At 61.9% G+C, this 23,544-nt stretch carries 22 protein-coding genes; 2 read left to right on the top strand and 20 right to left on the bottom strand.

Features of this window, described 5'->3' with window-relative positions:
- Window positions 1-117 precede the first annotated feature (117 nt).
- Window positions 118-1,032, top strand: coding sequence for a LysR family transcriptional regulator (locus AC57B1_RS31695; RefSeq protein ID WP_408187282.1), 915 nt, complete (start codon window positions 118-120; stop codon window positions 1,030-1,032).
- Between the two features lie 10 nt (window positions 1,033-1,042).
- Here AC57B1_RS31695 and mdcH read toward each other — a convergent pair whose 3' ends face one another.
- From mdcH to mdcA, 8 genes are all read right to left on the bottom strand, one after another.
- The gene (gene mdcH / locus AC57B1_RS31700) at window positions 1,043-1,975 is read right to left on the bottom strand and encodes a malonate decarboxylase subunit epsilon (RefSeq protein ID WP_496419687.1); all 933 of its coding nucleotides are present in this window, start codon (window positions 1,973-1,975) and stop codon (window positions 1,043-1,045) included.
- 54 nt (window positions 1,976-2,029) lie between these two features.
- Entirely contained in the window at window positions 2,030-2,797 is a 768-nt protein-coding gene (madM, locus tag AC57B1_RS31705; protein ID WP_408187280.1) for a malonate transporter subunit MadM, read from the bottom strand.
- 14 nt (window positions 2,798-2,811) lie between these two features.
- The gene (gene madL / locus AC57B1_RS31710; protein WP_408187279.1) at window positions 2,812-3,207 is read right to left on the bottom strand and encodes a malonate transporter subunit MadL; all 396 of its coding nucleotides are present in this window, start codon (window positions 3,205-3,207) and stop codon (window positions 2,812-2,814) included.
- A gap of 94 nt (window positions 3,208-3,301) precedes the next feature.
- Window positions 3,302-4,117, bottom strand: a complete 816-nt coding sequence (mdcE, locus tag AC57B1_RS31715; protein ID WP_496419688.1) for a biotin-independent malonate decarboxylase subunit gamma — start codon at window positions 4,115-4,117, stop codon at window positions 3,302-3,304.
- Window positions 4,114-4,965: a biotin-independent malonate decarboxylase subunit beta gene (locus AC57B1_RS31720; protein ID WP_408342133.1), complete on the bottom strand. Its 852-nt coding sequence runs from the start codon at window positions 4,963-4,965 to the stop codon at window positions 4,114-4,116. The genes mdcE and AC57B1_RS31720 overlap by 4 nt, the downstream gene beginning before the upstream one ends.
- Before the next feature lie 5 nt (window positions 4,966-4,970).
- Entirely contained in the window at window positions 4,971-5,279 is a 309-nt protein-coding gene (locus AC57B1_RS31725) for a malonate decarboxylase subunit delta (protein ID WP_408293860.1), read from the bottom strand.
- 8 nt (window positions 5,280-5,287) lie between these two features.
- The gene (locus AC57B1_RS31730; RefSeq protein ID WP_496419689.1) at window positions 5,288-6,190 is read right to left on the bottom strand and encodes a triphosphoribosyl-dephospho-CoA synthase; all 903 of its coding nucleotides are present in this window, start codon (window positions 6,188-6,190) and stop codon (window positions 5,288-5,290) included.
- Window positions 6,190-7,851: a malonate decarboxylase subunit alpha gene (gene mdcA, locus AC57B1_RS31735; RefSeq protein ID WP_496419690.1), complete on the bottom strand. Its 1,662-nt coding sequence runs from the start codon at window positions 7,849-7,851 to the stop codon at window positions 6,190-6,192. Before mdcA ends, AC57B1_RS31730 begins: the two co-directional genes overlap by 1 nt.
- Window positions 7,852-8,210: 359 nt before the next feature.
- Between mdcA and AC57B1_RS31740 the strand changes: the two genes are divergently transcribed.
- Complete coding sequence (locus AC57B1_RS31740) at window positions 8,211-8,903, top strand: phosphatase PAP2 family protein (protein ID WP_496419691.1); 693 nt, start codon at window positions 8,211-8,213, stop codon at window positions 8,901-8,903.
- 1,076 nt (window positions 8,904-9,979) lie between these two features.
- Here AC57B1_RS31740 and AC57B1_RS31745 read toward each other — a convergent pair.
- From AC57B1_RS31745 to cpaB, 12 genes are all read right to left on the bottom strand, one after another.
- Complete coding sequence (locus tag AC57B1_RS31745) at window positions 9,980-11,143, bottom strand: DUF4382 domain-containing protein (RefSeq protein ID WP_408184351.1); 1,164 nt, start codon at window positions 11,141-11,143, stop codon at window positions 9,980-9,982.
- Between the two features lie 450 nt (window positions 11,144-11,593).
- Window positions 11,594-13,066: a sigma-54 dependent transcriptional regulator gene (locus AC57B1_RS31750; RefSeq protein ID WP_496419692.1), complete on the bottom strand. Its 1,473-nt coding sequence runs from the start codon at window positions 13,064-13,066 to the stop codon at window positions 11,594-11,596.
- Window positions 13,067-13,353: 287 nt separating this feature from the next.
- Window positions 13,354-14,316 (bottom strand): type II secretion system F family protein, encoded by a 963-nt coding sequence (locus AC57B1_RS31755; protein WP_408342141.1) that lies wholly within the window; start codon window positions 14,314-14,316, stop codon window positions 13,354-13,356.
- A gap of 49 nt (window positions 14,317-14,365) precedes the next feature.
- Window positions 14,366-15,343: a type II secretion system F family protein gene (locus AC57B1_RS31760; RefSeq protein WP_496419693.1), complete on the bottom strand. Its 978-nt coding sequence runs from the start codon at window positions 15,341-15,343 to the stop codon at window positions 14,366-14,368.
- A 52-nt stretch (window positions 15,344-15,395) separates the two neighbouring features.
- Entirely contained in the window at window positions 15,396-16,763 is a 1,368-nt protein-coding gene (locus tag AC57B1_RS31765; protein ID WP_408342143.1) for a TadA family conjugal transfer-associated ATPase, read from the bottom strand.
- Between the two features lie 21 nt (window positions 16,764-16,784).
- A complete protein-coding gene (locus AC57B1_RS31770; protein WP_408342145.1) occupies window positions 16,785-17,993 on the bottom strand; it encodes a CpaE/TadZ family protein in 1,209 nt (402 codons plus the stop codon).
- 26 nt (window positions 17,994-18,019) lie between these two features.
- Window positions 18,020-18,484 carry a TadE/TadG family type IV pilus assembly protein gene (locus AC57B1_RS31775; RefSeq protein ID WP_408342147.1) on the bottom strand — a complete coding sequence of 155 codons (465 nt, stop codon included), beginning with the start codon at window positions 18,482-18,484 and terminating at the stop codon, window positions 18,020-18,022.
- Window positions 18,481-18,990 (bottom strand): TadE/TadG family type IV pilus assembly protein, encoded by a 510-nt coding sequence (locus AC57B1_RS31780; protein ID WP_408184357.1) that lies wholly within the window; start codon window positions 18,988-18,990, stop codon window positions 18,481-18,483. Before AC57B1_RS31780 ends, AC57B1_RS31775 begins: the two co-directional genes overlap by 4 nt.
- A gap of 39 nt (window positions 18,991-19,029) precedes the next feature.
- The gene (locus AC57B1_RS31785) at window positions 19,030-20,283 is read right to left on the bottom strand and encodes a pilus assembly protein TadG-related protein (RefSeq protein WP_408184344.1); all 1,254 of its coding nucleotides are present in this window, start codon (window positions 20,281-20,283) and stop codon (window positions 19,030-19,032) included.
- A gap of 24 nt (window positions 20,284-20,307) precedes the next feature.
- The gene (locus tag AC57B1_RS31790; protein ID WP_408184343.1) at window positions 20,308-20,619 is read right to left on the bottom strand and encodes a hypothetical protein; all 312 of its coding nucleotides are present in this window, start codon (window positions 20,617-20,619) and stop codon (window positions 20,308-20,310) included.
- A gap of 21 nt (window positions 20,620-20,640) precedes the next feature.
- Window positions 20,641-22,590 (bottom strand): type II and III secretion system protein family protein, encoded by a 1,950-nt coding sequence (locus AC57B1_RS31795; protein WP_496419694.1) that lies wholly within the window; start codon window positions 22,588-22,590, stop codon window positions 20,641-20,643.
- A gap of 104 nt (window positions 22,591-22,694) precedes the next feature.
- Window positions 22,695-23,531, bottom strand: coding sequence for a Flp pilus assembly protein CpaB (cpaB, locus tag AC57B1_RS31800; protein ID WP_408184341.1), 837 nt, complete (start codon window positions 23,529-23,531; stop codon window positions 22,695-22,697).
- Between the last annotated feature and the right edge of the window lie 13 nt (window positions 23,532-23,544).

Raw genomic sequence — 23,544 nt, forward strand, 5'->3', positions numbered from 1 at the left:
TCCGACGATCGCCGCCTGTTCCGTGCCCGTTCGTCGCGAAGCATGCGGGGTTATCGCTATTTGTCGAGCGGGCTCACGCGTCGATAATCGACAATCATGACCATGCCGTGAATCGAGATGCGCGACCGAATTGACGACGAGATCACCTTTCGCAAGCTGGAAGTCCTGCTCGCATTTATGGAGACGGGAAACCTCTCGAAGGCGGCAGAGGCGCTGAACGTGAGCACGGTGAGCGTGCATCGCGCGCTGCATTCGCTCGAACAGGGCGTGCGATGCGCGCTGTTCAGGCATGAAGGCCGCAATCTCAAGTCGACGGAGGCGGCGCAAATGCTCGCCGATGTGGCGCAAGAGGTGCTCACGCTGATGTCCGATGGTATTCGCGCGACGCGTGAAGCCGCCGGCTATTCATCGGATCGGCTAAAGATCGGCTCGCTTTACTCGCTGACCATCAGGACTGTGCCCGGCATCGTCATCGACATCAAGGTGCGGCGGCCTACGCTTCAGGTCGAACTCGCGCTCGGGTCGAATGCCGAGTTGCTCGACAAGCTGAAGCAAGGCGCGGTCGATGCGGCGTTGATGGCCTTGCCGGATGCCGAGCCCGAAGTCGAATCCATCCCGCTGTTCGAAGACGACATTTTTTTCGCGGCGCCCGCTGGGTCGCCGTACGCGCATCAGGAAGCCGTCGATTTGCGGGACTGCCGCGATGAAACATTCGTTTCGCTCGGCGAGGGGTTCGTGACGTATCACGGATTTCTGGAGGCCTTCCGCGTCGCGGACTTCACTCCGAACGTGACGATGCGAGTCGGCGATATTTTTTCGCTGATGAACCTCGTGAGCGGCGGGGTCGGCTATACGCTATTGCCGGGCCGCGTGCGCGGCGTGTTCGGTGACAAGGTGCAATTCATTCCTCTCAAGCCGCAATACCTGATGCGCCAGACGATCGGTGTCAGCTTTCTGCGCGCCCGTGAGCGCGATCCGAACCTGCTGGCGCTCATGGCCGTCTGCCGTCTTCGTACGAGAAGCGTCGGCTGAGGTTGTCGCCTCATTCGCTCAGCCTTTCCCGTTCGATCAATGCGCTCAGGTCCGGTAGCGCGGTCTCGCTGCAACTCACGGCGATGCCCTCCGTGAAGATCGCGCTGCTCAAGCGGGTCAGCACGTTAGCAGGCGGCATCTCGACGGCCAGACGCGCGCCTCGTTCCCACGCAAGCCTCACCGTGTCATGCCAGCGCACCTGCCGCGCCATGTTGGTTGCCAGATCCGACGCGATGCGTGGCCCGTCGAAGAGCGGGCGCGCCATGCTGCTGCTCAGATAGACGATCCCGGGCGCACGCATGGCGACCTGGCCGAAGGCGTCGGCGAGCGCCGCCGCGGGTGCATCGAGCAATGCGCAATGCGAAGGCACCGCTACGTCCAGACGCTCGCAACGTTGCGCTCCGCATTTGAGCGCCAGCGTGGCGAGACGTTGCATGGCCGCATCGCTGCCCGCCACCACCATCTGCGTCTGTGCGTTGATGTTTGCCAGAAAGACCGGCATGGCGGCACTGTTCACTTCCGTGATCAAGCGTTCGAGCGCGCGCTGCGTCATGCCCACGATGGCAGTCATCCCATATCCGTGCGGGAAGGCTCGTTCCATCAACTGTCCGCGCAACGAGACGAGCCTGACAGCGTCGGCGTAGTCGAGCGCGCCGGCGATGACGGCGGCTGGATACGCGCCGATCGACAGACCGGTGACGATATCGGGCGCCTGACCGTGAGCGCAGACTACCCGTGCCTGTGCGACGCCTGCAATCAGCAGGCACAGTTGAACCGCGATAGTGGAGCGCAACGCGTTCGAATCGTCCAGCGACAGGGCGTCGTAGCCCAGCGAATCGCTGGCCTCTTCGAGCGCACGAGCGGCCTCGGGGTGATCCGGCAGCGTGTGCAGCATACCGGTGCGCTGGGCACCCTGGCCCGGAAACGTGAACAGTACGCTCATGATGCGGGTGACATGGTCTGCTTCTTCACGCGGCGCAGGCGGAGATCGCCGCACTCAAGCGCCGACCAGCGCTTTGGTCGCGAAGTAGAGCAGGGACGGTCCGAGCAGGCAGCCGACACCTGTGTGAAACGTGGCGATCAGCGCGCCGTAGGGAACGAGGCGGCGATCCGTAGCGGCCAGTCCCGCGCTCACGCCGCTGACCGTGCCGGCGAGCCCGCCGAAGATCATTGCCGAGCGCGGTGTCTTCAGTCCCATGAAGCCGGCGGCGAGCGGCGTGCCGATCATCACGATGATCGCCTTGATCAGGCCCGTTGCGATGCTGAGTGCAATCACGTCGGAGCTTGCTCCGATGGCCGCGCCGGTCACCGGCCCTACGATATACGTGACGGCGCCCGCGCCGATGGTCGTCATGCTTACGGCGTCGGTGTAGCCGAATGCATGAGCGATGCTCGCGCCGACGATGAACGGCAGCACAGTGCCGAGCAGTAGCGACACCACGCCGATGAGTCCGGCCTTGCGGGCTTCCGTTGCCTGCACCTCGAACGCGGTCGCGACAATGGCGAAATCACGCAGCATCGCGCCGCCCATCAGGCCGACGCCGGTGAAGAGAGGAAGGTCGGCGAGTCCTTTTTGTCCGCCCGTGAGGATGCCGCCGAAATAAGCCAGTACGAGGCCGATCACGATAGCAATGGCCGAGCCGTGCACGCGTCCAAATGTCAGCTTGCGCGAAATCAGCGACGACACCCACATGATGAGCCCCACCAGCGCGAACGAAGCGACGAGGCCGTTCTGGATCAATACTTTATCGAGCATATGCAACATGGTGGACCCCTGCTTCAGATTTCTTCGAGATGCGGCGCGTTCACGAACGACGTGCTGTCGCGACCGGTGCGGGAAAGAACGGCAATGCAGCAGGCGCAGACGGCGGCGGCGCCCAACGCCGAAAGCAGCGCGACTGGGCCGCCCTTGAGCGCGGCCACGACGTTCTGATTGGCGGCCATTGCCACGACGACGGGGATGTACATGGCGCCCCAGAAGCCCACGCCCGCTTCCGTTTCCTTCGGCAGCAGGCCCTTCTTGTGCAGATAGAGGCGCAGGAAGATCAGCAGCAACATGGCGATGCCAACGCCGCCGACGTTCGTTTTCACGCCGATCGCGACCCCGAGCAGGTCGCCGAGAAAAAGTCCCGCCAGATGGCAGAACGCCAGCAGTGCAGTGCCGTAGATAATCATGTCGTGTCTCCAGTATTTGCTTTATCGGCTTGGGGTCCGCCGGGTTGGTATGTGCCGTGAGCCACGGCGCATCAGGGCTCGCGTCGCGGCAAGTTCAGTGCCATTGTTCGCGCAGCTTCCGCCTCACTTGCACCGACGCCGCGCGGTGCACGCTGCCGAGCCGGCTGCCCAGACCGCGCGACGGGTCGGCGCGAATATCGTCGAACGCGGCATGCAGCGCCTTTTCGACGGTGGATTGATCGGCCCCGGTCGGCGCATCGGGGTTGGTCACCTTCAACAGCTTCCACAGCAAGCCGAGCGACGCATAACTGTCGATGTCGTAGGCCATCGGCGGGACGCGGGCCGTGAACGCTTCGAGATCGGCGACCGAGCGCAACGTGACGCGTGCGGCGGATTCCTTGCCCATCGCATGGACCATGACCTGCGGATCGGCGAGCGCGATGAGGCGATTGGCCTGATAGCCGTGCGCCAGAAAAGCGCCCGACATTGCCCGCCCGACGATCAGCCCGATCACCGGATGGCCGGCAAGGCGCGCGCTTGCGTAAGCGTCGGCGGCACCGGCCAGGGCCTGATGGATGCCGTAGGCTTCCTCGCGCCGTCCATAGGCCTGACTTGCGACGTCGATCACCGCGACGATCGCGCGCTTCTCGCGGCGTTCGGCATCGGCATCGACAACTTCGCGCACCGCTCGCGCGATTTCCCATCCTTCGACGAGACCGACCTCGCCGCTGCGTGCGCGCGCGAACGGATTGTCCGGGTCCGGCACGACAGCAACGAAACGCGCCGGGTGTTCGCCGAGCCGTGCGTCGACGACCCGCACCGAAGGCGGGTAGCCTGGCCGCAATGGTGCACTGTAGGTGAGCGCATCCAGCCAGACGGCGCCGCGCTTCGAAAGCTCTTTTGTGCTCATGACTGGAACCCCTTGCCATAGATGGCGGCCGCCGCTTCCGGGCTGGCCTGCTCGTCCGGATTGATTTCGGAGAGCCGTTGCAGAAAGCCCGTGACCTGTTCGCTGCGACATGCGTGCGGACGTCCTGCGCGAAAGCGTGCAATCACAGCGGCGCGGATCGCATCGGTATCGTCGCCGACGTATACATCCACGAGCCCTGTGCGATATCGCTGTTCACCCCCCGTGAAGCTCCAGATCATCGGCCGGTCGCGCGAATCAAACTCCGCGATGCCCGCTTCCTGCTCGATCACGGCAGGTCCGTTCAGGCCGAGGCGCGCTTCACGCGTCGCGATCAGGCAACTGCAAAGACCCGCGGCGATCGACATGCCTCCGTAGCATCCGATCGGCCCCGCCGTGATCCCGATCACCGGCTGATAGCGCCGCAAATCGACGATCCCCGCATGGATCTCGGCGATGGCCGCGAGCCCGAGGTTGGCCTCCTGCAAGCGCACGCCGCCCGTTTCGAAAAGAATCACGGCACGCGTCGGAATGCCGTTGCGGTTGTCTTCCGCCGCGAGTTCGAGGCTGCCGGCGATTTTCGCCGCGGACACCTCGCCCATGCTGCCGCCCTGAAATCCTGCGTCGATGCCCAGCACGACGGCGGGCTGGCCGTCGATCGTTCCTTTTGCGACGACGGTGCCGTCGTCAGCCTGAGTCACGATGCCCTGACGCGCGAGCCATGGCGACCTGATGCGCTGGAACGGGTCGAGCAATTCAGTGAACGTGCCTTCGTCGAGCAACTTCTTCGCGCGCTCGCGCGCACTCAGTTCAATGAAGCTTTCGCGCTCGAGCATTTCTTCTGTATTCATGGTCTTTACGCTCCGCCTGTCCGGGTCAGCTCTTCGAATACCTGTCCGATCCGCATGCGCACGACGCCTGGCGTCGCACCAAAATCATTGATCTCGAGCCTCGCCGCTGGCAGCGAGCCGTCGCGAAAGATGCGCGCGAGCACGGCTTCCCAGACGCGGCCCATGCCGTCCACCGAAGTAGTGATGTTCACCACGGTGCGAGGGGCGTCGTGCGCTTCGAGCAGCACTTCGAGATCGCCAGACGCGACTACGCCGGCGAGCGCTCGGCCCCGGGCGGCCCGGCCCGCCGGGAATTCAAGGACGATGTTTTCCATTTGGTTTCCTATGCTTTCGTCGTGTGACGCGCTTCGCTCTGAAGCCTGTCTAGAAATAGGGCGGCGGCAAGCAGATCGGCTGCGCCGCCGGGCGAGACATGGCGTTCGACGAGCCGTGCGTCGAGCATCTTCAGATGACGGCGGCCCGCGAGCGTCGCGGCGCCGCCGTGCTCCAGCACTCGCCGCGCGCCGCTTTGCGTCTCGGCGAGCGCGCCGCGGCCGCCGCGCGCGAGCACGCAGGTGTCGTCGAGACATGACATGACCGCGAGCAGGGCGTTCAGCCGGGCGGCTGTTTCGCTCTCGCCGCGCAGGCGTGAGCGCGCAAGTTCGGGCAGCGCCACCTCGACCACGTGCGGAAAGTCCGCATGCGCCTGCCCCCGCGCGCCGCCGACGTTGTAATCGATGCAGGCCTGCTCGCCTTTATGACCGGTCAGCGCGGGCGTGTGGCGGTCGGGCAGGCGCGCGATCGATCCGGCGCGCGCGGCCACACGATCGCACGACAGGTCGGCCGGTTCGCGCGCGGCGGCCGTCACCAGCAGTCCGAGCGCCCAAATCGCGCCGCGATGCGTGTTCACGCCATTCGTCGCCGTCAGCATGCGCGCTTCACCTTCGCGGCCGAGTGCGCCGATCCGCTCGCGAAGCGCCAGCATGGGCCGGGTTTCGGTGCCCGCGCGCGCCATGTCAGTGAAGATCGGCTCCAACGTCCGGGCCGAGACGCACATCAGGTGCCAGTCGAGATCGTGATGCGCGCCGCGGCTGCGCGGATCGACGAGTCCAGGCTTCGGCGCGAGCGTGACTTCGTCGATCAGCGCCGCTGTGACGTGCGCGCCTAGACGTTCGGCGAACCGGTCCGACGCTTTGGCTTGCGGTTCGCGAACCGTCGCGAGAGCCGTTGCAAGGTTCTCGCGCATCACCAGCTCCGAAAGCGTGCAGGCGGCACGTACAGACCGTCCGACCAGTCGACGAGATCGGCCATGCTCTTCGCCGCCAGCAGCGACCGGTTCGCTTCGCTGCGGTGAATGCCGAGATCTTCGGGCAGCGCGACAAAGCCGTCACGCCGCAGCGCCGCGAGCTTGTCGGGGCTGCTCGTCAGGCCGACGGGCGTGACGCCGGAAACCGCGGCGATCATCTCCTTGCGGTGTTCGAGCGAGCGGGCCTTGTAGAGATAGGCGATGCCTTCTTCCGTCAGCACGTGGGTGACGTCGTCGCCATAGATCATGATGGGCGCGAGCGGCATGCCCGACTCGCGGCCCACGTCGACTGCGTCGAGCGATTCGACGATGCTCGGCTGGCCGCCTGCCTGAAAGGTTTCGACTGTCTGCACGACGAGCTTGCGGCCGCGTTCGAGCGGGCTGTCGGTCTGCAGCAGATCGAGCCATGCGGGTGTCGCATGGCGCCGGCCGTGCGGATCGTGCCCCATGTTCGGTGCGCCGCCGAAGCCGGCGAGGCGGCCATGCGTCACCGTCGACGAGTTGCCCGCGCCGTCCATCTGCAACGTCGAACCGATGAACATGTCGACCGCGTACTGTCCCGCGAGTTGGCACATCGCACGGTTGGAGCGCATCGAACCGTCGCGGCCCGTGAAAAAGATGTCCGGCCGTTGCGCGACGTAGGCGTCCATACCCAACTCGCCGCCAAAGCAATGCACGCTTTCGACCCAGCCGGTTTCGATCGCGGGGATCAGGGTGGGATGCGGATTCAGCGTCCAGTGGCGGCAGATCTTGCCCTTGAGGCCGAGCTTTTCACCGTACGTCGGCAGAATGAGTTCGATCGCCGCCGTGTTGAAGCCGATACCGTGGTTGAGTGACTGCACCTGGTGCCGCTCGTAAATGCCGCGAATCGCCATCATCGCCATCAGCACGTGAATCGGCGTGATGAGACGCGGATCGCGAGTGAAGAGCGGTTCGATGAAGAACGGCTTATCCGCCTCGACCACGAAGTCGATCCACGAACCGGGGATATCCACGCGCGGCAGGTCTTTCGGGTCGTCGACGATTTCATTGACCTGCGCGATCACGATGCCGTCGCGAAACGCGGCGGCTTCGACGAGCGCGGGCGTGTCTTCGGTGCTGGAGCCCGTGTATAGATTGCCTTGCCGATCCGCCTTATAGCCGGCCACCAGTACGACGTTCGGTGTCAGATCGACATAGAGCCGCCCATAGAGTTCGATGTAGGTGTGGATCGCGCCGATTTCGAGGATGCCATCCTGCAGGAACTGCGAGATACGCAGGCTTTGCGCGCCGGCAAATGCGAAGTCGAGCTTTTTCGCAATGCCGCGCTCGAAGAGATCGAGATGTTCGGCGCGGCTCACGCTCGGGATGATCAGGTGCAGACCGTTGACGATGCCCGGATCGACCTTGGCAAGCGAGCGTGACAGAAAGTCGGCCTGTTTCTGGTTATTACCCTCGACGACGACGCGATCACCGGGCGCGATAAGCCTCTGCAGGACGTCGACGATACGATCGGTGGGGAGGATGACGCCATCCGCAATCGAGGCGACGCTCGCGAGGCGGCGATGCTTTTCCTCGCGGCGCGTGGCCCAGCGGGATTGATGCGCACTTTGACTGGACATGTGTGATCTCGCTCTAGACATGAAGCGAGTCTAGGGAGCGGGACATGGCGGTTCAATCACCTTGGGGACGCGTCTGTTATCCCGAGGGTAACGATCTTGTAGGGCGAATGCTGAAACCGTGACTGGACGGGCTGTTGAGGGACGCCTCGTTGTTCTGGGGGTTCCCCCTGGGTGGGCTTCCCGGAAACAGATACCTCAACCGGCCGGACCTTGGTGCAGATACCGTCTTGGCAATCAAGCGTTCACGGGGTCGAGATTGCACCGTAAAAGTTGTCAGTGGAAGTAAGCGCCAAATAATGCAGCGCATCTTATGGCCTATGCTAACCCCGATGCGACTGGCTAAACTTTCTTACGAAATAATGAACAGCTTCGATTCATCTGTTGAAACATATCTGTCCAACTTACACTTCGGTCATTTCGCGACCCAATCCATAGAAGTCATCGCCGACCTTTACACCTTTAAAGGCCTCGTTCTCATTCCCGTGCTGTGGTGGATGTGGTTTCAGCAGGACGAGCGCCGCGAATGGCGGCGAGAAATGGTGATCGCGACGCTTCTCAGTAGCGTCATGGCGCTCTTCGTCGGAAGGGTGCTGACTCACTGGTTGCCGTTCAGGGTGCGCCCTATCTATAGCGACGAACTGCATCTGCACTTTGCAGGTAGCGCTCTCAATGACGCACGGCTGACAAGTTGGAGTTCCTTCCCGAGCGATCACGCGATGCTATGGATGGCGGTCGCCACCGGTATCTTCCTCGTGTGGCGAGGTATCGGTGTGCTGGCGCTTTCCTATACCGTGCTGTTCATTTGCGTTCCGCGCGCCTACCTGGGCTTTCACTACCCAACCGATTTGCTGGTGGGCGCCGCCTTGGGAATCGCAATTACCTATGTCGTGACGCGAGATGCGATCCGCGTGCGCTACGCGACTCCTGCGCTGCGATGGATCGAACGCTACCCGGGGCCCTCAGCGATGCTGGCCTTTATTCTGTGCCTCGAACTCGTTACGCAGTTCGACGAACTGCGCAGGCTGGCGAGCGGTGTGCTCAAACATCTATGAACCACGCGTTGCGGTGCGGCGCTGGGAGCATCGGTGGTGGCGCCGCCCCCACGGGGGATTTTATCGAAGCCTGTTTCATCGACGCGGCACGTGCGCCGTTCGCTCAAGCGCGATCTTAGCGGCGGATCGTGCAGTCCAAGGATCATCCTCCGAGACCTCGCAACCAGCATTTGAGTCGCGCGTCTTAATCTGGTCGTTGAAGGTCTTTTCTACGAGCCAGGTTAATTTTCTGTCTCCATAAAGTGTCGCGCTCTCGGAGCGGGCTTGGAAGGAGCGTTGGGTGTCCCGCATGCCTCCAAAGCTGCTACGGCTTTGTTGGCAAGCGCAATCGTTTCTTCGCAAGCAGCCGGGTCGGCGATTGATTGGCATCCGCCGCCATTATTGACACGCGCAATGGCGTTGCGCACCTTCTCGAGTGCCGCACCGGGAGATCCGTTGTCCGAAATGAGCGCCGCTAAATTAAACGCGCTCCCTGCCGGGGTGACGACCCAGTCTGGACAAGCAGGCTTCGCGAGCGCGCCGACGGCAACGAAGGTTAGAAGAAGGCCAGCGCCCGGCCAACGGCGGGGCGATAGCGCAGATGAGTCGAGCATAAGCACCGCCAAGGCCGGCTATTGGTGAGCTGTAGGATTCGGAACGCCATGACATTTACTCTGATTAATTTGCTTTAAATGGAGTATTGTCTTCATTCGAAAAGTATTAATGCAGGCTACATTTATGGTAGCCGATGAAGAGGCCAATGCAAGGAATCGGCCGAGAAATCGAGCCCTGATCCGTCGGCACGAGATTGCGCCACTTACAGTCGGTTACAAGGGTCCAGCGTCCTGCGAGCGCCCCGTTGGCCCATCAGTCGTCTCGTCAGCAATTCCCCTTTTTAGCTTGTCCCGGTGGGCAGAAGCCGTTGCCCGGACCGCCTTGGGGCCCACCCTGCGGCACGACGACCACGCCCGGCGAATCAGGCACATAGAGCGCACAGCCGCCCAACAGGGCGGCACTCGTTATCAGGAGACAGAAGATTTTTTTCATGGGGTTCCTCGAGGAAGGGCATTCGCCCTTCCTTCATCACGTAATGATCGTCAGAAACTGAAGTTGACGTTGGCCTGATCGGCTGTCGATACATTGACTGCGGACGATTGGGTCGCCCCGCTTACGCTATCGGCTTCCGCGGTGTACTGTCCGGCGGCACTCCCAGCGGAAAGCGCAACCGGCAGGTTTCCTGTATAGGTGCCAGTAACTGGCGCGGCGGCGGGCAGGTTCAGTGCGTAGTTGCCGGTATCCAGGTTGGCGTTCGCGGTCGTGATTTCATAATTTAGACCGCTGATCGATTGCAGCGCTCGTACGATGGCCTGCGCACTGACCGGCAGAACTGTCCCGCTTGCGACGTGCATCGCGGAGGGCGGCAGCACGATCGGTGCCGACGACGTGGCAACGACTGTCGATGTATTCACAACGACCGGCACCGAGCGCACGATACCCGTCGCAACGTTATTCTGCACGATGACGACATCATAGTTGCCGTTGGTGGAACTCTGCTCGAGCGGCGTCAGGACGAACTGTCCGTTGCTGTCGGCAACGGTGCCCTTGATGACGTGGCCGTTCTGCTCCGCATAGACAGCGGCTCCGGCTTCGCTTGGCGCGACATAGCCAGAGATCGTGCCGCTCACGACCGTCGGCGTCGCTGTCACGACCGGCTTCAGACTGTACGAGCCGTTACCTTTCTGGACGATCGATTTGCACGCGTTGAAGTCGAGTACGAGATCGACCAGTGTGTTGGGCTGGACCGTGAACGGCCGGATGATCTTGTAGCCGCTTTGCGTGGCGCTTGGCGTGTCAAGCGGCTGCTCGCTGCCACCCGTTGGAACAATCGAATTCGCCAATGCGTTGCCCTGATTCTGCGCGAGCACCAGACGAACCTGTTGATACTGGCCAGAGGGCAACGCGGTTTGTCCGAGGTCGGCCAGCACGCCGTTGGTCAACGACAGCAGATCGATCTTCTGCGGACTCGCCAAAGCCACGTCAGTCCAGCCGCCGTCAGCGTCACCGGCCTGCGCGTTCGTGTTGACGCGAACCTTGCTGACCGTCACATAGACATGATCGAAGCCGCATGACGGGGAGTCTGTCATCTGGACATGGAGCGTGCCAGTGGCCGTGCTGCCGCCATCGCCGCCTCCGCCTCCACATGCGGCAAGCGCGAGTGGAAACGCCAGCATGCACGTCAGCGTTCTGAGTATCGTTTTCATGGGGAATCCTCCTTCATTGTTGTGAGCTGAAGAATACGGAAACGCCCTGTAAGTGAATCGAATAAATTGCAACGATCAGTAACCAGAATGTTTGGCAAACTGCTGGCGTGCCGGGAGAAACCTTGGGCGCCAATTTGCATGTGATGCAGCGTGCATCCGCAGTGCCAGGCCAATGCGCAATTGCGCTCGCTCGACAGCCTGCTGCCGCATCAGGGAGAACGCGAGGCCCGGATCTCGAATAAATTCACCCTCGGGCAGCAGTCAGTACTCGCTAATGGCTCTGATTAGCTGAATAGGAGATGCGGCGATTCCCGATTGCCCGTTTCAGTGCTTCCCCAAGCCGGTAAGCCGCGGATCTGACAGGAGATAAGACATGAAGAGATCTCGCGTACTTCTCGCGTCGCTGATCATCACGGGTATGCTGGCCGCGTGAAATCGGAAGGTTGCCATTCAGATGGGCACATCCCCATCCAATTCCGCACCCGTATTGTCTGAATCCGTATCTTCCGCGACGTGCATTCCGTAAGCGACCATTCGCCGATACAGCGTGCCACGCGAAATGCCGAGGGCCGTCGCTGTTTCTCCCAGCCGGTAATCGTGTCGCAGCAAAGCGGTTTCAATGACACTGCGCTCGGCTTGTTCACGGATACAATCGAGCGTCGCTGTTCTTCCGGCCGTCTGCGATTCGAGGTCGAGATCGAGATCTCGGGCTGTCAGCAGCCTGCCTTCAGCCATGACTAGCCCACGGCGCACGCGATTGATCAGCTCGCGCACGTTCCCCGGCCAGTGGTACTTGTGCATTGCGTCTATGGCCGACGGCGTGAAGCCGTGAATCTTGTGGGTGCTGTCGGCTTTGTACTTCTGCAGGACGTAGTACGCCAGGACTTCGATATCCTTACCTCGCGCGCTCAGCGGTGGTTCGTCAACGCGCAGCACGCACAGGCGATGGAACAGGTCGGCGCGGAAACGCCCTGCGAGTATGGCGGCTTCGAGGTCGACGTGGGTCGCTGAAATGATGCGTATGTCGACGGGAATCGACTCGTTGCCACCGAGCCGTTGGATTTTCCCTTCCTGTAGAAAGCGCAGCAGGCCGGCCTGGGTCTCAAGCGGCGTGTCGCCAATTTCATCGAGAAACAGGGTGCCCCCGTTCGCCGATTCGATGCGGCCGATCCTGCGTTCGTGCGCGCCAGTGAATGCGCCACGTTCATAGCCGAAAAGTTCAGACTGCAAAAGATGATGTGGAATCGCGCCACAATTTATCGCAACGAAAGGCGCTTTTCGGCGCGGTGAGCACCTGTGAATCGCGAGGGCGGTGAGTTCCTTTCCGGTACCTGATTGGCCGGAGATAAACACGCTGGCGTTCGTGTTTGCGACCTTGCGGATGGTGCTGAACAGCTGTTGCATTGCTTCGCAGGTGCCCACCATCGTATTGTCGTCCGTGACCAGGGCGCCGGTGGCCGTATCGACGTAGTCCAGTGCCGCCATCCCTCGCGCGTGGCCAAGCGCATGCGAAATCCACTCGGCCGGCAGCGGCAGCGTAACGTAGTCGAAACAGAAGTTGCGAATCAGTTCGCGAACCGCCTTGCTTGCCGATTTGCCCTCAGCAGTGATTGCCACCCAGCCGATCGTAGTCTGGCTCAGACATGCCTTCAGGGTAGGAAAGTCGCGCGGCGTAAAACCGTCGAAATCTATCAGGCCCGCGGCTACGCCACATTTCTTCGTCGCAGCCTCGGCTCCGGCGGCGGTTTTCGCCAGGACGACTTCCCAGCCTGCTGAACGTATTTCTTCGATCAGCGCTTCGTCGGGTGCGCGAGCGACGCAGATCACCCGGCGCTGGGTGTCCGGCTGGAGTGGGGGGGCGCACTGCGCCGAGTCGGCACTCACGCAGGAACTCGTTCGAAAATGGTCGGGTGAATTTGCCATGACACTCCCCCTGTCCTACTTTCTTTTTTCATTGCCCGCCTGACAATCGACAGCGCAACGACGTTTGGTATGTCGATGCTACTCGCTGTAAACGCCAAAGAAAATAGTCTTGATACTGTTGCTCCAGCGTCGTGGTCAAAGATCATGTACAGGAATAACGTTCCGACTTGCTGATGGGTAAATGCGTACTTATACCTGGGAAGTCAGATTCGATGCACATCGCCGATGTCCGACGCGCGTCATGCCGTCTCGTGTGTCCCTTGCTGTCTAAGCCGTTTGATCACGTGCTAGCCCCCGCTCAACGTGGGGAGCAGAATCCTGTAGATGTGAATAAACGCCGGACCCAGCAGGACAGTAAGAAGGGCAGGAAAGATGCAGAAAATGAGTGGGAAGAGGAGCTTCAGCGCGATCTTCGAAGCCTGCTCTTCGGCGCGCATTCGGCGGCGTGTGCGCAGGGTGTCAGAAAGTACGCGCAACGAAGAGCCGATGCTGGTGCCGAAACGTTCGGCTTGAACCAGCATTGCGCAAAAGGCGTCGACATCCTCCACGCCGGTGCGCAGAGAAAGGTTGCGTAGCGCTTTCTCCTTGGTAAACCCGGAGCGCATTTCCAGTAGCATCAGTTGGAGTTCGCTTGCGACCACTGGGCTTCGCAGTTCGATCTCTCCCGCCACTTTCACTAGCGCCGCGTCGAGGCTGAGGCCCGCTTCGACACAGACTGTGAGGAGGTCGAGCGCGTCGGGAAAATCTTCAAAAATTGCACGCTTTCGCCATGCGATGCGACGTGTCAGCACGAAATTCGGCAGGTAATAGCCGATCGCGCCGAGCAGGGCGAGCAGGGCCATCGACATGTACTTCTGCGCCGCGAGTGGCGTACTGGCGAGCCACGCAAGCGCAATCAGCGGCAGCGCGAGCGCAAGCACGGTTTTCGCGGCGAAATAGAGTGCTGCGGCCCCCTGCGTGCGCCAACCTGCGTTCATCATTTGCACGCGCAGCGCCGAGTTTTCCCAGCCCTCAACGGGGACCGATAGTTTCGAAATCGGCTGTGAGATCTCAGCGAGCTTTTCGAGCCATGCTGACCCAGTTGGCATGTTGCCTTGTTCTGATATGGGCAGGTTGGCTCCTCCTGCCTGTTCGATCCGCCGACGCATATCGCGCGGAGAGAACAGCAGCATTGCCGCGAATACCGCGCCGAACACCAGCGCGAAAAGGCCGGCCAGCAACAACATATGCATCGAGTCGAGCGTTTGCATGAACAACTCCTAAATATTCTGTTCCGTGGCGAGCATGTGAGAAGCTCTATCAGACGCGAATTTTCACGATGCGCCGCATCCACAGCACGCCGAAAAACATGGAAAAGACCACAGCCTCTATGATTTTGATGCCGGCCGGGTCCTGCCACAGTACGTCGAGGAAAGTCGGGTTCAGGACCATCATGAAGCCCGCGGTGGCGAACGGAAGCAGGCCAAGTATCCACGCCGACAACTTGCCTTCGGCCGACAGCACGCGGATCTTGTCGAACAGCTTCAGCCGTTCGCGTATCAGCATTGCAATGCCGTCCAGTATTTCCGCCAGATTGCCACCCGTCTCCCGCTGAATGAGGACCGCGATCACGAAGTAACGCAGATCGCGGATCGGTACGCGTGTAGCGAGGTTCATCAAGGCCTCGTTCAGTGAGACGCCATAGTTGATTTCGTCGAACGTGATGCGGAATTCGGCACCCATCGGCTCTGCGAACTCAGAGCCGACCATGCCGATGGCGCTGGAGAACGCATGTCCGGCGCGTAGCGCGCGGCTAATCATGTCAGCGACATCGGGCAACTGGCGTTCAAGTTGACGCAGCCGCTTGCTGCGCTGACGGCTCACATGGAGAAACGGCAGTACCGACGTGCACAGGGCCGCGAGTACCGCGAACATTGTCGGTACGGGCGTGAATGTGGCCAGAGCGAGTACGGTTGCAGGCAGAGCGAAGGTCGTACCGATCAACCGCGCAATCGACCACTTCAGTCCGCTTTGCTGAATCCACAGGTCGAGCGTCTGGATGCGAGGCATTTGCATCAGCAGCCTGTCGAGCAGTTCCGACTCGCTCAACATGCGCTGCTTCAGGATCGTCAAACGTTCCTTGTGGACCTGACCTCCAGCGGACAATGCGCGAATACGTGATTCGATCCGGCGGGCTGCTGGGCCGTGACGATTGTTCCACCACTGATACCCGCCCTCGAGTGCGAGAACGACTGCGAGGAACAGGAAGACGGCGAATGCGTAGAAGATCGGGTTCATGCAGGTCTCCTTAGACCGCGCGATTCAAAAAGAGCGGATCGGTTCAGCCGGATCACGTGGTTTCAAAGTGCCGCCCCGGGTCGTAGGTCTGGTCGGGCAACGCGACGCCGAATGCCTGCAAGCGTTCGGCGAACTTTGGACGTACGCCGGTTGCGCAAAACCGCCCACGCACGATACCGTTCTCATCGACACCGGTTCGCTTGAACGTGAAGATTTCCTGCATGTTGACGATGTCTCCCTCCATGCCGGTGATCTCCTGGATGCTGACGATCTTGCGTCGGCCGTCGGTCAACCGGGCTGCCTGAACCACAACGGAGATGGCCGATGAAACCTGCTGGCGCATGGTTTTGGTCGGCAGCGACAGGCCCCCGAGGTTGATCATGTTTTCGAGGCGTGTCAGCGCATCGCGCGGGGTGTTCGCGTGAATGGTGGCAAGCGATCCTTCATGACCGGTGTTCATCGCGTTGAGCATGTCGAGCGCCTCGGCTCCGCGCACCTCCCCGAGGATGATGCGATCTGGTCGCATCCGCAGGGCATTGCGCACCAGCGTGCGCTGCGTGATCTCGCCACGCCCTTCGATGTTCGGTGGCCGCGTTTCGAGCCGCAGCACGTGCTGTTGCCGCATTTGCAGTTCCGCCGCGTCTTCGATCGTCACAATGCGCTCATTGTCCGGAATGAAGCCCGACAGGACGTTGAGCAGCGTCGTCTTGCCGCTGCCGGTTCCCCCCGACACCAGAATGTTCACCTTCGCGCGAGCCAGTGCATCGAGCACCTCCGCCATCGGCGGTGTGAGGCTCTGCAAGTCGATGAGGTCGGAGATTTGCAGCGGATTGACCGCAAACCGCCGGATTGAGAGCAGCGGTCCGTCTACCGCGGAGGGCGGAATGATTGCATTTACCCGTGAGCCATCTGGAAGCCGTGCGTCGACCATCGGGCTCGATTCATCGATCCGGCGTCCCACGCGCGACACGATCTTCTCGATCACCTTCATCAGGTGTGCGTCGTCGTAGAACTTCACGTCGGTCAATTCGAGCCGGCCTTTTCGTTCGACGTAGGTGTGTTTGTACGTGTTGACGAGAATGTCGGATATCGTCGGGTCGCGCAGCAGGCTTTCCAGAGGACCGAACCCGAACATCTCGTCGTAGACGTCGATCACCAGCTGCCGCCGTTCGAGATCGTTGGCCGGCGCCTTTTCTTCTTCGAGAATGCGCGTAATGAGCGCACCGATTTCGTGACGGACCTGCTCAGGCGGCATTCGCGCCAGGCGTTCCAGTTCGACTCGCTCGAGCACGCACTGATGTATTTCGCGTTTCAGCGTCTGATAAGCGGTCCGTGCCATGTGGTTTGGCGAGTGCTGCCCGTTTTCGCGTTCGCCGAACGGCTGCACGCGTTGAGCGGAAATCTGTTCACGCAGCGACATGATGGTCTCCTATGGTGTCTGTTACATAGCCTTGAGCTTTGGTGCCGGGCTGCGTCCGAAGAAGCGGCTGAGCAGCGGCTCAGCCTTGACGCGTGCCTCTTCGGATCCCGCTGAAAGGCTGACGATGTTGTTCGCGAGCGCAAGCAGACTGCGTGACACCGCGCTGTTGTGGCTCAGCTTCGCTACCGGCACGCCGTGATTGACTGATTCCGACACGGTGTCGGCGTCTTCCGGGATGATCTGATAGGGACGCATGCCGAGAACCTCCTCGAGCGCGGTCCGTGCGCGTTCCTGATGGCGCGTGTAACGGTTCAGAAGCAGCCGCGTACGGTCAGGCGGATACGCGAGCGACGCCAGAATCTCCTGGAGACGGCGGCCTGCGCGTACATGCGGCATGCTCGCCTGCAAGACGAGATGGATCTGATTGCTGCGGTCAAGCGCCACGATGGAGAGCGGATTGATCGATTGTCCGAGATCGAAGATCACCATGTCGTAGCGCGGAACGGCGACGCCCAGAATCCATTCGAGCCTTTCTTCCTTGATCTCCGATGCCTTGATCGGATCGCCCGCGCCAGCGAGGATATGAAAGGTGTCGCTCACGTGCACGAGGCAGGCATCGAAGAAGGCCGCGTCCATCCGCTCCACCTGCGCGCACACCTGCGGCAACGTCGACGGTGGTCTTTCGTCGGTGACCAGAAAGGCGGCATCTCCGTAAAGCTGGTTGAGGTCGATCAGCAGCACGCGTTTTTGCTGGCTATCGGCGATCGCATGAGCCACATTGCTGGCGATGAAGCTGGTGCCCGCTCCGCCCTTGCAAGACAGGAATGAGACGATTTGCGTTTCATGTGTGCCAGTCAATGCCAGTTGACTCTCGATGCGCGACAGCGCCTCACCGAGCGAAGCCTTGTTGAGCGGCCAACCGAGCACGTCGCGAAAACCGGCTCGCATGGCTTCGATCAGCGTCTGCGGCGACGCATCTGGAATCAGCAGGATGGATGTGACCTGGGAGCGTCGATTGCACAGCTTGCCGACGACCGGAAGTTCGGCGGTTTCGAGTGACACTGCATCGACGATCAGCACGTCGAAGGCGTCCAGACTGTCGCCGCGTTCAACGAGCGAGGATGGTCTCCCGGCCACGCGGGTCGTGCGATAGTTGCCGCATTCACCGATCAGATTCACGATTTTGGCCAATCGCGTGGCGTCTTCCGAAGCAATGAGAATATTGATCATGGTCGTGGCTGCCTGGGTGTGTTGTGTTATTGACAGACGGCGCCGCCCGTCGACGTTGCGAGACTTTCGCGCGGCAGGGTGGTCGTGAGCGGTGGCATCTTTAGCGTGAGGGGCACGAACGGAATCATGGTTTTCACGCTGACGTTGGTGACGCTGACGGTGACCAACGTGCACGCGCTGCGTGCCGTGGTGGCGTCGGAATCGCAACCGGACGGTGTATACGTGACGGCCACATTGGATGCGGCGAGCAGAGGCAGCAGGCTTGTTATCCTGCTTTTGATTACCGCGGCATTGGCGTCGCAAACCGTGGCGGTACGTGCGCCGAGGCGGACTGCTTCACTCGCCGTGTTCCAGTAAAAGAGCACGCGGCCCATTTCGCAAATGCCGATCAGTAAGGTGCACAAGATGCCTGCCACCAGCGCGAATTCCACCACGGCCGCGCCGCGTTGTGCGCGCAGTCGCGGTGACCGGGAAAGAGGGCTCGGATTCATGACACTTGCCTCATCACGGTGACGATGTTGCCGAACGTCAGTTGCGACAGATTGAAGTAGGTCAGGATCGGTGAGTACGGATACCCCTTGATCTTGACCTCGACGAGGTTGATGCTGCCGGCTGCGTTCGAAGGACCGGTTCCGTTGTCGTTGTCGTACGTCGGGACGTTGGTGAACTGCGCGGGGTCCGATGCATCGGCGCAATTGGTCGTGTGAGCACTGTCGCACACGACCACCATCGCGGTCGTCAAGCCTGCTACGAGCTCCGCGCCGCTGCCCGGCGCCGCGCAGGTCGTACTGCCGTAGACGGCGAGGCACTGCGCCTGTGCGAGCGGGTAGGCGCTATCGGACGGCAGGTAAGTCGACAGATAGCGAGCAGCATTGCGGGTGGCCTTTGTGAGCGCTTCGTACTGGTAAATTGCGTGGCCAAATTCGGCCACGCCGGCGACGAGCGTCACGAGCGGTATCAGCACGATGGCGAATTCCACTGCGGCGACACCGCGCATGCGTGCTGGACGGCTGGAGCGTTTGTTCATGACAGTCCCCTATTGAAGCAACACTGGCACTTGCGGCCCGACCGAGCTGCCGGAACCAGGAACACCCTGCGTCGCACACGGGCTCCCCGGCGCCGACGACGAACCGCGGTACTCCAGATGGACCGGGCCCGGGTTGCCACCGGAGTCCATCGGGTCAAGCATCAGCACACAGTCCCAGGAAATGACCGGAGCCTGGTGGCTGCTTGCCAGCACCCCGCAGTCCAGTTCGGGCGCAAGCGCGAGACGCCGGTCGGCACCGAGCGGGTAGTTGCTCGCGCTGTATGTACCTTTGGTGTTGGAGCCGGAGAGCGTGTCGCCCTGGTAAGGCTGAAACGTTTGACGTTTGCTGACGAAGTTGCTGTATGCGTCCTTCAGCGTGGGCCAAGACGTTGCGGTGTACGCATATCCGGTGAAGTCGGGTGCGCCGTCGGCTGGCCCCTTGTACGAGGTGCCGTAGATCCCGAAGCGTGTGTTCCAGGCGCCCGAGTCGGCGACCATGTTGCCTGCCGAGCCGATGTTCGCGCCGGCAGCGGGCAGAGCGCAATAATTCCCGGTTAATTCATTCTTGATGGAATTGGCACTGTTGCTGCCGTCGAGGGCGGCCCATCCAAAGTTGCCCGGGCCGAACGCCGGCGACGCACCGGTTTTTGACGCGATCCACTGCCCGACCGTATACGTTTCGCCTGCTGTCGGTGGCGTGGTTTCGGTTCCTGCCTTACAGATGAACGCCGGAATCGCGCAGGTGGTTTGCGCGGCGCCGACAGTTGCGACGGCCGTGGCGGAAACGGTGGCATTCGCTATGCTCGTGCCGCTGAACGCGCCAAGCACCTGTATGAACCAGTTTGCGATATTGGCTTTGGCTGTCGTGCATTTTGCGTACTTGATGTTTGCCGGCGTGGCGACGGAGCTCTTGGGCAGGAACGGATTGTTCAGCGAATCGCTGAACAGCACGCTGCTGTCTGTTGTCATCTGCACGGCGCCGCTCTGGAACAGCGCGTAGTTGAGATGGCCGGCAGTCATGCCGGCCGCCTCGGAGACAGACAGATTGACTGTTGCACCGGTGAGATCGCGTGCGGCGGCCAGCGCACAGGCATCGGCGCTGTTCTGCAACTCGCTTCGGGTCACATACAGCTTGCCGAGATCGAGTGCAAGGCCGACGAAGCCGATCAGCGCCACGAGCGACAACGCGACGATGATGGACACTGCGCCGCGCTCGCCTCGACGAGCTGCACCGCACCTGCCAGATTGATTGACGCTACGCATGTTGCCCCCCGGTGCATATTGTTCTTATTGACCGCTGGCCCCGCCGCCCCCGCTTCCTACGCCGATGACAAACGCGTTCGGCGATGGTGCGGGTTGTTGAAATGACTTGTCGTAGTTGCCCATTGCCGCTGCGGCGGATTTGCCGTCCAGGCCCTGAGCCGACTGCGCATGTTGAGCCGCGTGCGGATCGATGATCTGCGCCTGAGTGACGGATTTGAGTGCCTCGCCAAAATGCGCGTCCCAGATCGGGGTGCTGGACATGCAACCGCCCAGCGCTGCACAGACCGGCACGATGAGCGTGGCCCAGCGTGCGAAAGCAAAGTGTTCGTGTTTCATGAGATTCCCCTTGGCATCACATCAATGTTCGATCGCGTGATTGGAAGCGTCCGCGTTCGCGACGTCTTGCCGACCCTTGCGGGAGGCGATCCCTGCCGCGGCGCTTTCGATGCGGGTGGCGCGGGCCGTTTTTCCGGTCTCCGCGGATGGCGGTGTGTCCGCTGGGACCGTAGTCCCGGCCGTGGCATCCGGCATGAGGCGCGGCCGGTCGGCGCCGAGCGCTGCCGCTTGCGCGCTGGACTGCGGCGACACCGTTGCGACGGGTCCGGCTGGCGGTTGCGGCGCCGGTGCGGGCGAGGGCAACGGCGCCGGTGGGTTCACCGAAGCCGGGGCTGGCATGGGTGAAGCGGCCGGAGCAGTGCCGGCAGGCGCGGTACGCATTTTCGGGTGACGCCCTTCCATGTTGCCGGTTGCGTAGACGTCAGCCTCGTTCGGCTGCGAGAAGCTGTCAGTCGGCAGTGGCAGGTCGGCAGTCTGCAGCGGCTTGACGAGATGCGGCGTGATGATGAACACGAGTTCCGTGAGGTCCTGCTGGAATGACGTGCTGCGCGCCAGAGCGCCGAGCACGGGCACTTCGCCGATGCCGGGAATGGCTTTCAGCGCACCTGTCACATTGCTCTTCATCAGGCCGCCGATCGCAAACGACTCGCCGTCGCTCATCTGGACCATCGTGGAAGCACGGCGCGTCGTGATGAGCGGCAGAATCGACACACCGCTGACGTTGGTCGCGCTGAGCGTGATGCCGGTCGGCGACAGCTCGGATACTTCAGGTGCGACCTTCAGGCTGATACGGCCGTTGGCGAGCACGGTCGGCGTGAACTTCAGGCCCACACCGAACTCTTCTTCCTGCAAAGTGATGGTCGTCGCCCCCGTGCTGCTGCTTTGCGGCACCGGAATGAAGATTTTCCCGCCTGCGAGGAACGTGGCCTCCTGGCCGCTGATGGCGACGAGGTTCGGTTCGGCAAGGATCTTGACGAGGTCGTCCGTCTTCTGCGCATCGATGGCAAAGCTTAATGGGCGGTTGTTCGCCTTGCTGCCCGAAATGAGGCTCGATACGCCGGCCAGCAGGTTACTCACGAGCACGCCGCTCCATGAGCCGAAGCCGCCCTGAATGTTGAGCGCCGAGCCCAATTGGTTGATGAGCGTTTTCGACACTTCGGCGACCTTGACTTCGAGCATCACCTGTTGCGGCGCGTCCACCGTCATCATGTTGATCACCTCGGCCGGCTTGCTGGTGCTCGAACTCTGCTGGTTCACGTTGGTCCCGTTGCCAAGGGTGCCGGACCCGTTCTGCGATTGCTGGGTCGGCTGTGCGCTCGCAAACGCCTTCGCGATCTCCAGCGCCTGTTGGGCTGACGGCGAACTCGACACGTGCCCCCCGAGAACCAGGTTGCCCGCAGCGGTCGATACACGGATGCCACGCTCGTCGGGCAACAACTGCCCAAGCGATTGCTGCAAGCCGTTGGCGTCGATGTTGACAATCACGTTGATAATCTGACATCCGCCGCTGCGTCCCTGAACGATCATGTTGGTCGTGCCGACAGCCATGCCGACAAGGTAGAGTGTGCGTGGCGACACGAGCGTGGCTTGCACGATCGTGGGGTTGCCGAGCGTACGGTTGCGTGCCGGTTCTGCGAGAGGCAGGAGTGTCGACTTCCCGACCGGCACGACCACGCTGGTGTCTTCGTGAACCTCGCCAGTGCAGTTCGGGCCGCGCAGCGGCACGGATGCGCCGGCTGCCCCGCCAGCCGGCATGGGCGCCATGCTGACCATCATCGGTATTGGCGCACGGCCCGCCGGCAGCGGCGTATTCGGTCGGGCCTTCTCGAGCGCAGGGCCCTCGACCGCCTCCTGCGCCGCGCCACTTTGTGCAACGAGCAATCCGGTGCACAACGCCGAGGTGAGAACGACGCCGCTCAGCGAACGGCTACGCATCGCACCACCGGTTGAGAACCTCAGTTTCGTTTTCATTTTCCTGCCCCCGTTTCTCGACTTCGGTCGATCGAGACTTCAGTTATTTGCCTTGGTTGAGTCAACTGCGGCGGCTCGTCTTCGCAGACGCCACCGCGTCCGCCCTAGAAACATTCCACACTGCCCAACGCACCCGAGAGCACGCCGACGCAATCTCGCTTCGCCGCTGGTCGTGCGGCGTAGTGCACGCGCGCCGGCCGCGCGGGCAAAGCTGCGGGTGCCGAGGCTGGTGCGGCTACCGGCGTGCCTAGCAGCGTGATCTTCGTGGCGCCGCCGGTCGGTAGCGTCGCCTTGTCAACCTGGTTGCGCAGCACCAGCGACAACGTGCCGACGCTGCGCGCCAGGTCGAGTTTTTCTGCCTGGTCAGGCGAGACTTCAAGCGTGACCGCGTTGACGACCTTCGGCGCCGTGTCGTCACGATTGACCTGCTGGGCCACGGCGAGCACGAGGATCTTTTCCAGCACGATCTTCGAGATGCTTTGCTGAGCGTCGCTCTTGCCCGGCTCCTGGGTATTCACGATGACGTCGACGTAGTTGCCCGGCAGGGCGAAGCCCGCTACGCCGACCACATCGTTGACGCGGACCGTGATGGCGCGGTTGCCTTCACCGATGACGGCGGAGAGGCCGCCCTTGGTGCCGATCGGCGCGAGCTTCGACTCAATCACGGGTTCGCCGCGACCGAGACTCGCACGCACCACACGGCCCTCGAGCGCTTTCGGATCCGTGAACGCGCCAGGCGGCACACTTCCCGTCGGCCAGTTGACGGTGCGAATCAGATTGGCATTGAGCGGCTCGCCGAGACTGACGTCGCCCGCCGCGACCGCGATGGGCGTAACCGCGTTCGACGAGGTTTGTATCAGCCATCGAGAAGCAAAGACTACGGCGGCCAGACCGGCCACCATGGCGACGGCCAACATGACTAAAGCGCGACTGTTTTTCATGGTGATACTCCTG

This window comes from Paraburkholderia sp. BGA-UO-ETr-F21 (assembly GCF_059567925.1).

Bases quoted from the DNA above. Each gene is read 5' to 3' on its own strand.
- AC57B1_RS31765 (WP_408342143.1), bottom strand. From the start codon at position 16,763: ATGTCGCTGCGTGAACAGATTTCCGCTCAACGCGTGCAGCCGTTCGGC.
- AC57B1_RS31750 (WP_496419692.1), bottom strand. From the start codon at position 13,066: ATGGCAAATTCACCCGACCATTTTCGAACGAGTTCCTGCGTGAGTGCC.
- madL (WP_408187279.1), bottom strand. From the start codon at position 3,207: ATGATTATCTACGGCACTGCACTGCTGGCGTTCTGCCATCTGGCGGGA.
- AC57B1_RS31725 (WP_408293860.1), bottom strand. From the start codon at position 5,279: ATGGAAAACATCGTCCTTGAATTCCCGGCGGGCCGGGCCGCCCGGGGC.
- AC57B1_RS31770 (WP_408342145.1), bottom strand. From the start codon at position 17,993: ATGATCAATATTCTCATTGCTTCGGAAGACGCCACGCGATTGGCCAAA.
- AC57B1_RS31755 (WP_408342141.1), bottom strand. From the start codon at position 14,316: ATGCAAACGCTCGACTCGATGCATATGTTGTTGCTGGCCGGCCTTTTC.
- AC57B1_RS31780 (WP_408184357.1), bottom strand. From the start codon at position 18,990: ATGCGCGGTGTCGCCGCAGTGGAATTCGCCATCGTGCTGATACCGCTC.
- AC57B1_RS31785 (WP_408184344.1), bottom strand. From the start codon at position 20,283: ATGCGTAGCGTCAATCAATCTGGCAGGTGCGGTGCAGCTCGTCGAGGC.
- AC57B1_RS31730 (WP_496419689.1), bottom strand. From the start codon at position 6,190: ATGCGCGAGAACCTTGCAACGGCTCTCGCGACGGTTCGCGAACCGCAA.
- mdcH (WP_496419687.1), bottom strand. From the start codon at position 1,975: ATGAGCGTACTGTTCACGTTTCCGGGCCAGGGTGCCCAGCGCACCGGT.
- madM (WP_408187280.1), bottom strand. From the start codon at position 2,797: ATGTTGCATATGCTCGATAAAGTATTGATCCAGAACGGCCTCGTCGCT.
- AC57B1_RS31740 (WP_496419691.1), top strand. From the start codon at position 8,211: ATGAACAGCTTCGATTCATCTGTTGAAACATATCTGTCCAACTTACAC.
- AC57B1_RS31695 (WP_408187282.1), top strand. From the start codon at position 118: ATGCGCGACCGAATTGACGACGAGATCACCTTTCGCAAGCTGGAAGTC.
- AC57B1_RS31760 (WP_496419693.1), bottom strand. From the start codon at position 15,343: ATGAACCCGATCTTCTACGCATTCGCCGTCTTCCTGTTCCTCGCAGTC.
- cpaB (WP_408184341.1), bottom strand. From the start codon at position 23,531: ATGAAAAACAGTCGCGCTTTAGTCATGTTGGCCGTCGCCATGGTGGCC.
- mdcA (WP_496419690.1), bottom strand. From the start codon at position 7,851: ATGTCCAGTCAAAGTGCGCATCAATCCCGCTGGGCCACGCGCCGCGAG.
- AC57B1_RS31745 (WP_408184351.1), bottom strand. From the start codon at position 11,143: ATGAAAACGATACTCAGAACGCTGACGTGCATGCTGGCGTTTCCACTC.
- AC57B1_RS31720 (WP_408342133.1), bottom strand. From the start codon at position 4,965: ATGAATACAGAAGAAATGCTCGAGCGCGAAAGCTTCATTGAACTGAGT.
- mdcE (WP_496419688.1), bottom strand. From the start codon at position 4,117: ATGAGCACAAAAGAGCTTTCGAAGCGCGGCGCCGTCTGGCTGGATGCG.
- AC57B1_RS31775 (WP_408342147.1), bottom strand. From the start codon at position 18,484: ATGAATCCGAGCCCTCTTTCCCGGTCACCGCGACTGCGCGCACAACGC.
- AC57B1_RS31795 (WP_496419694.1), bottom strand. From the start codon at position 22,590: ATGAAAACGAAACTGAGGTTCTCAACCGGTGGTGCGATGCGTAGCCGT.
- AC57B1_RS31790 (WP_408184343.1), bottom strand. From the start codon at position 20,619: ATGAAACACGAACACTTTGCTTTCGCACGCTGGGCCACGCTCATCGTG.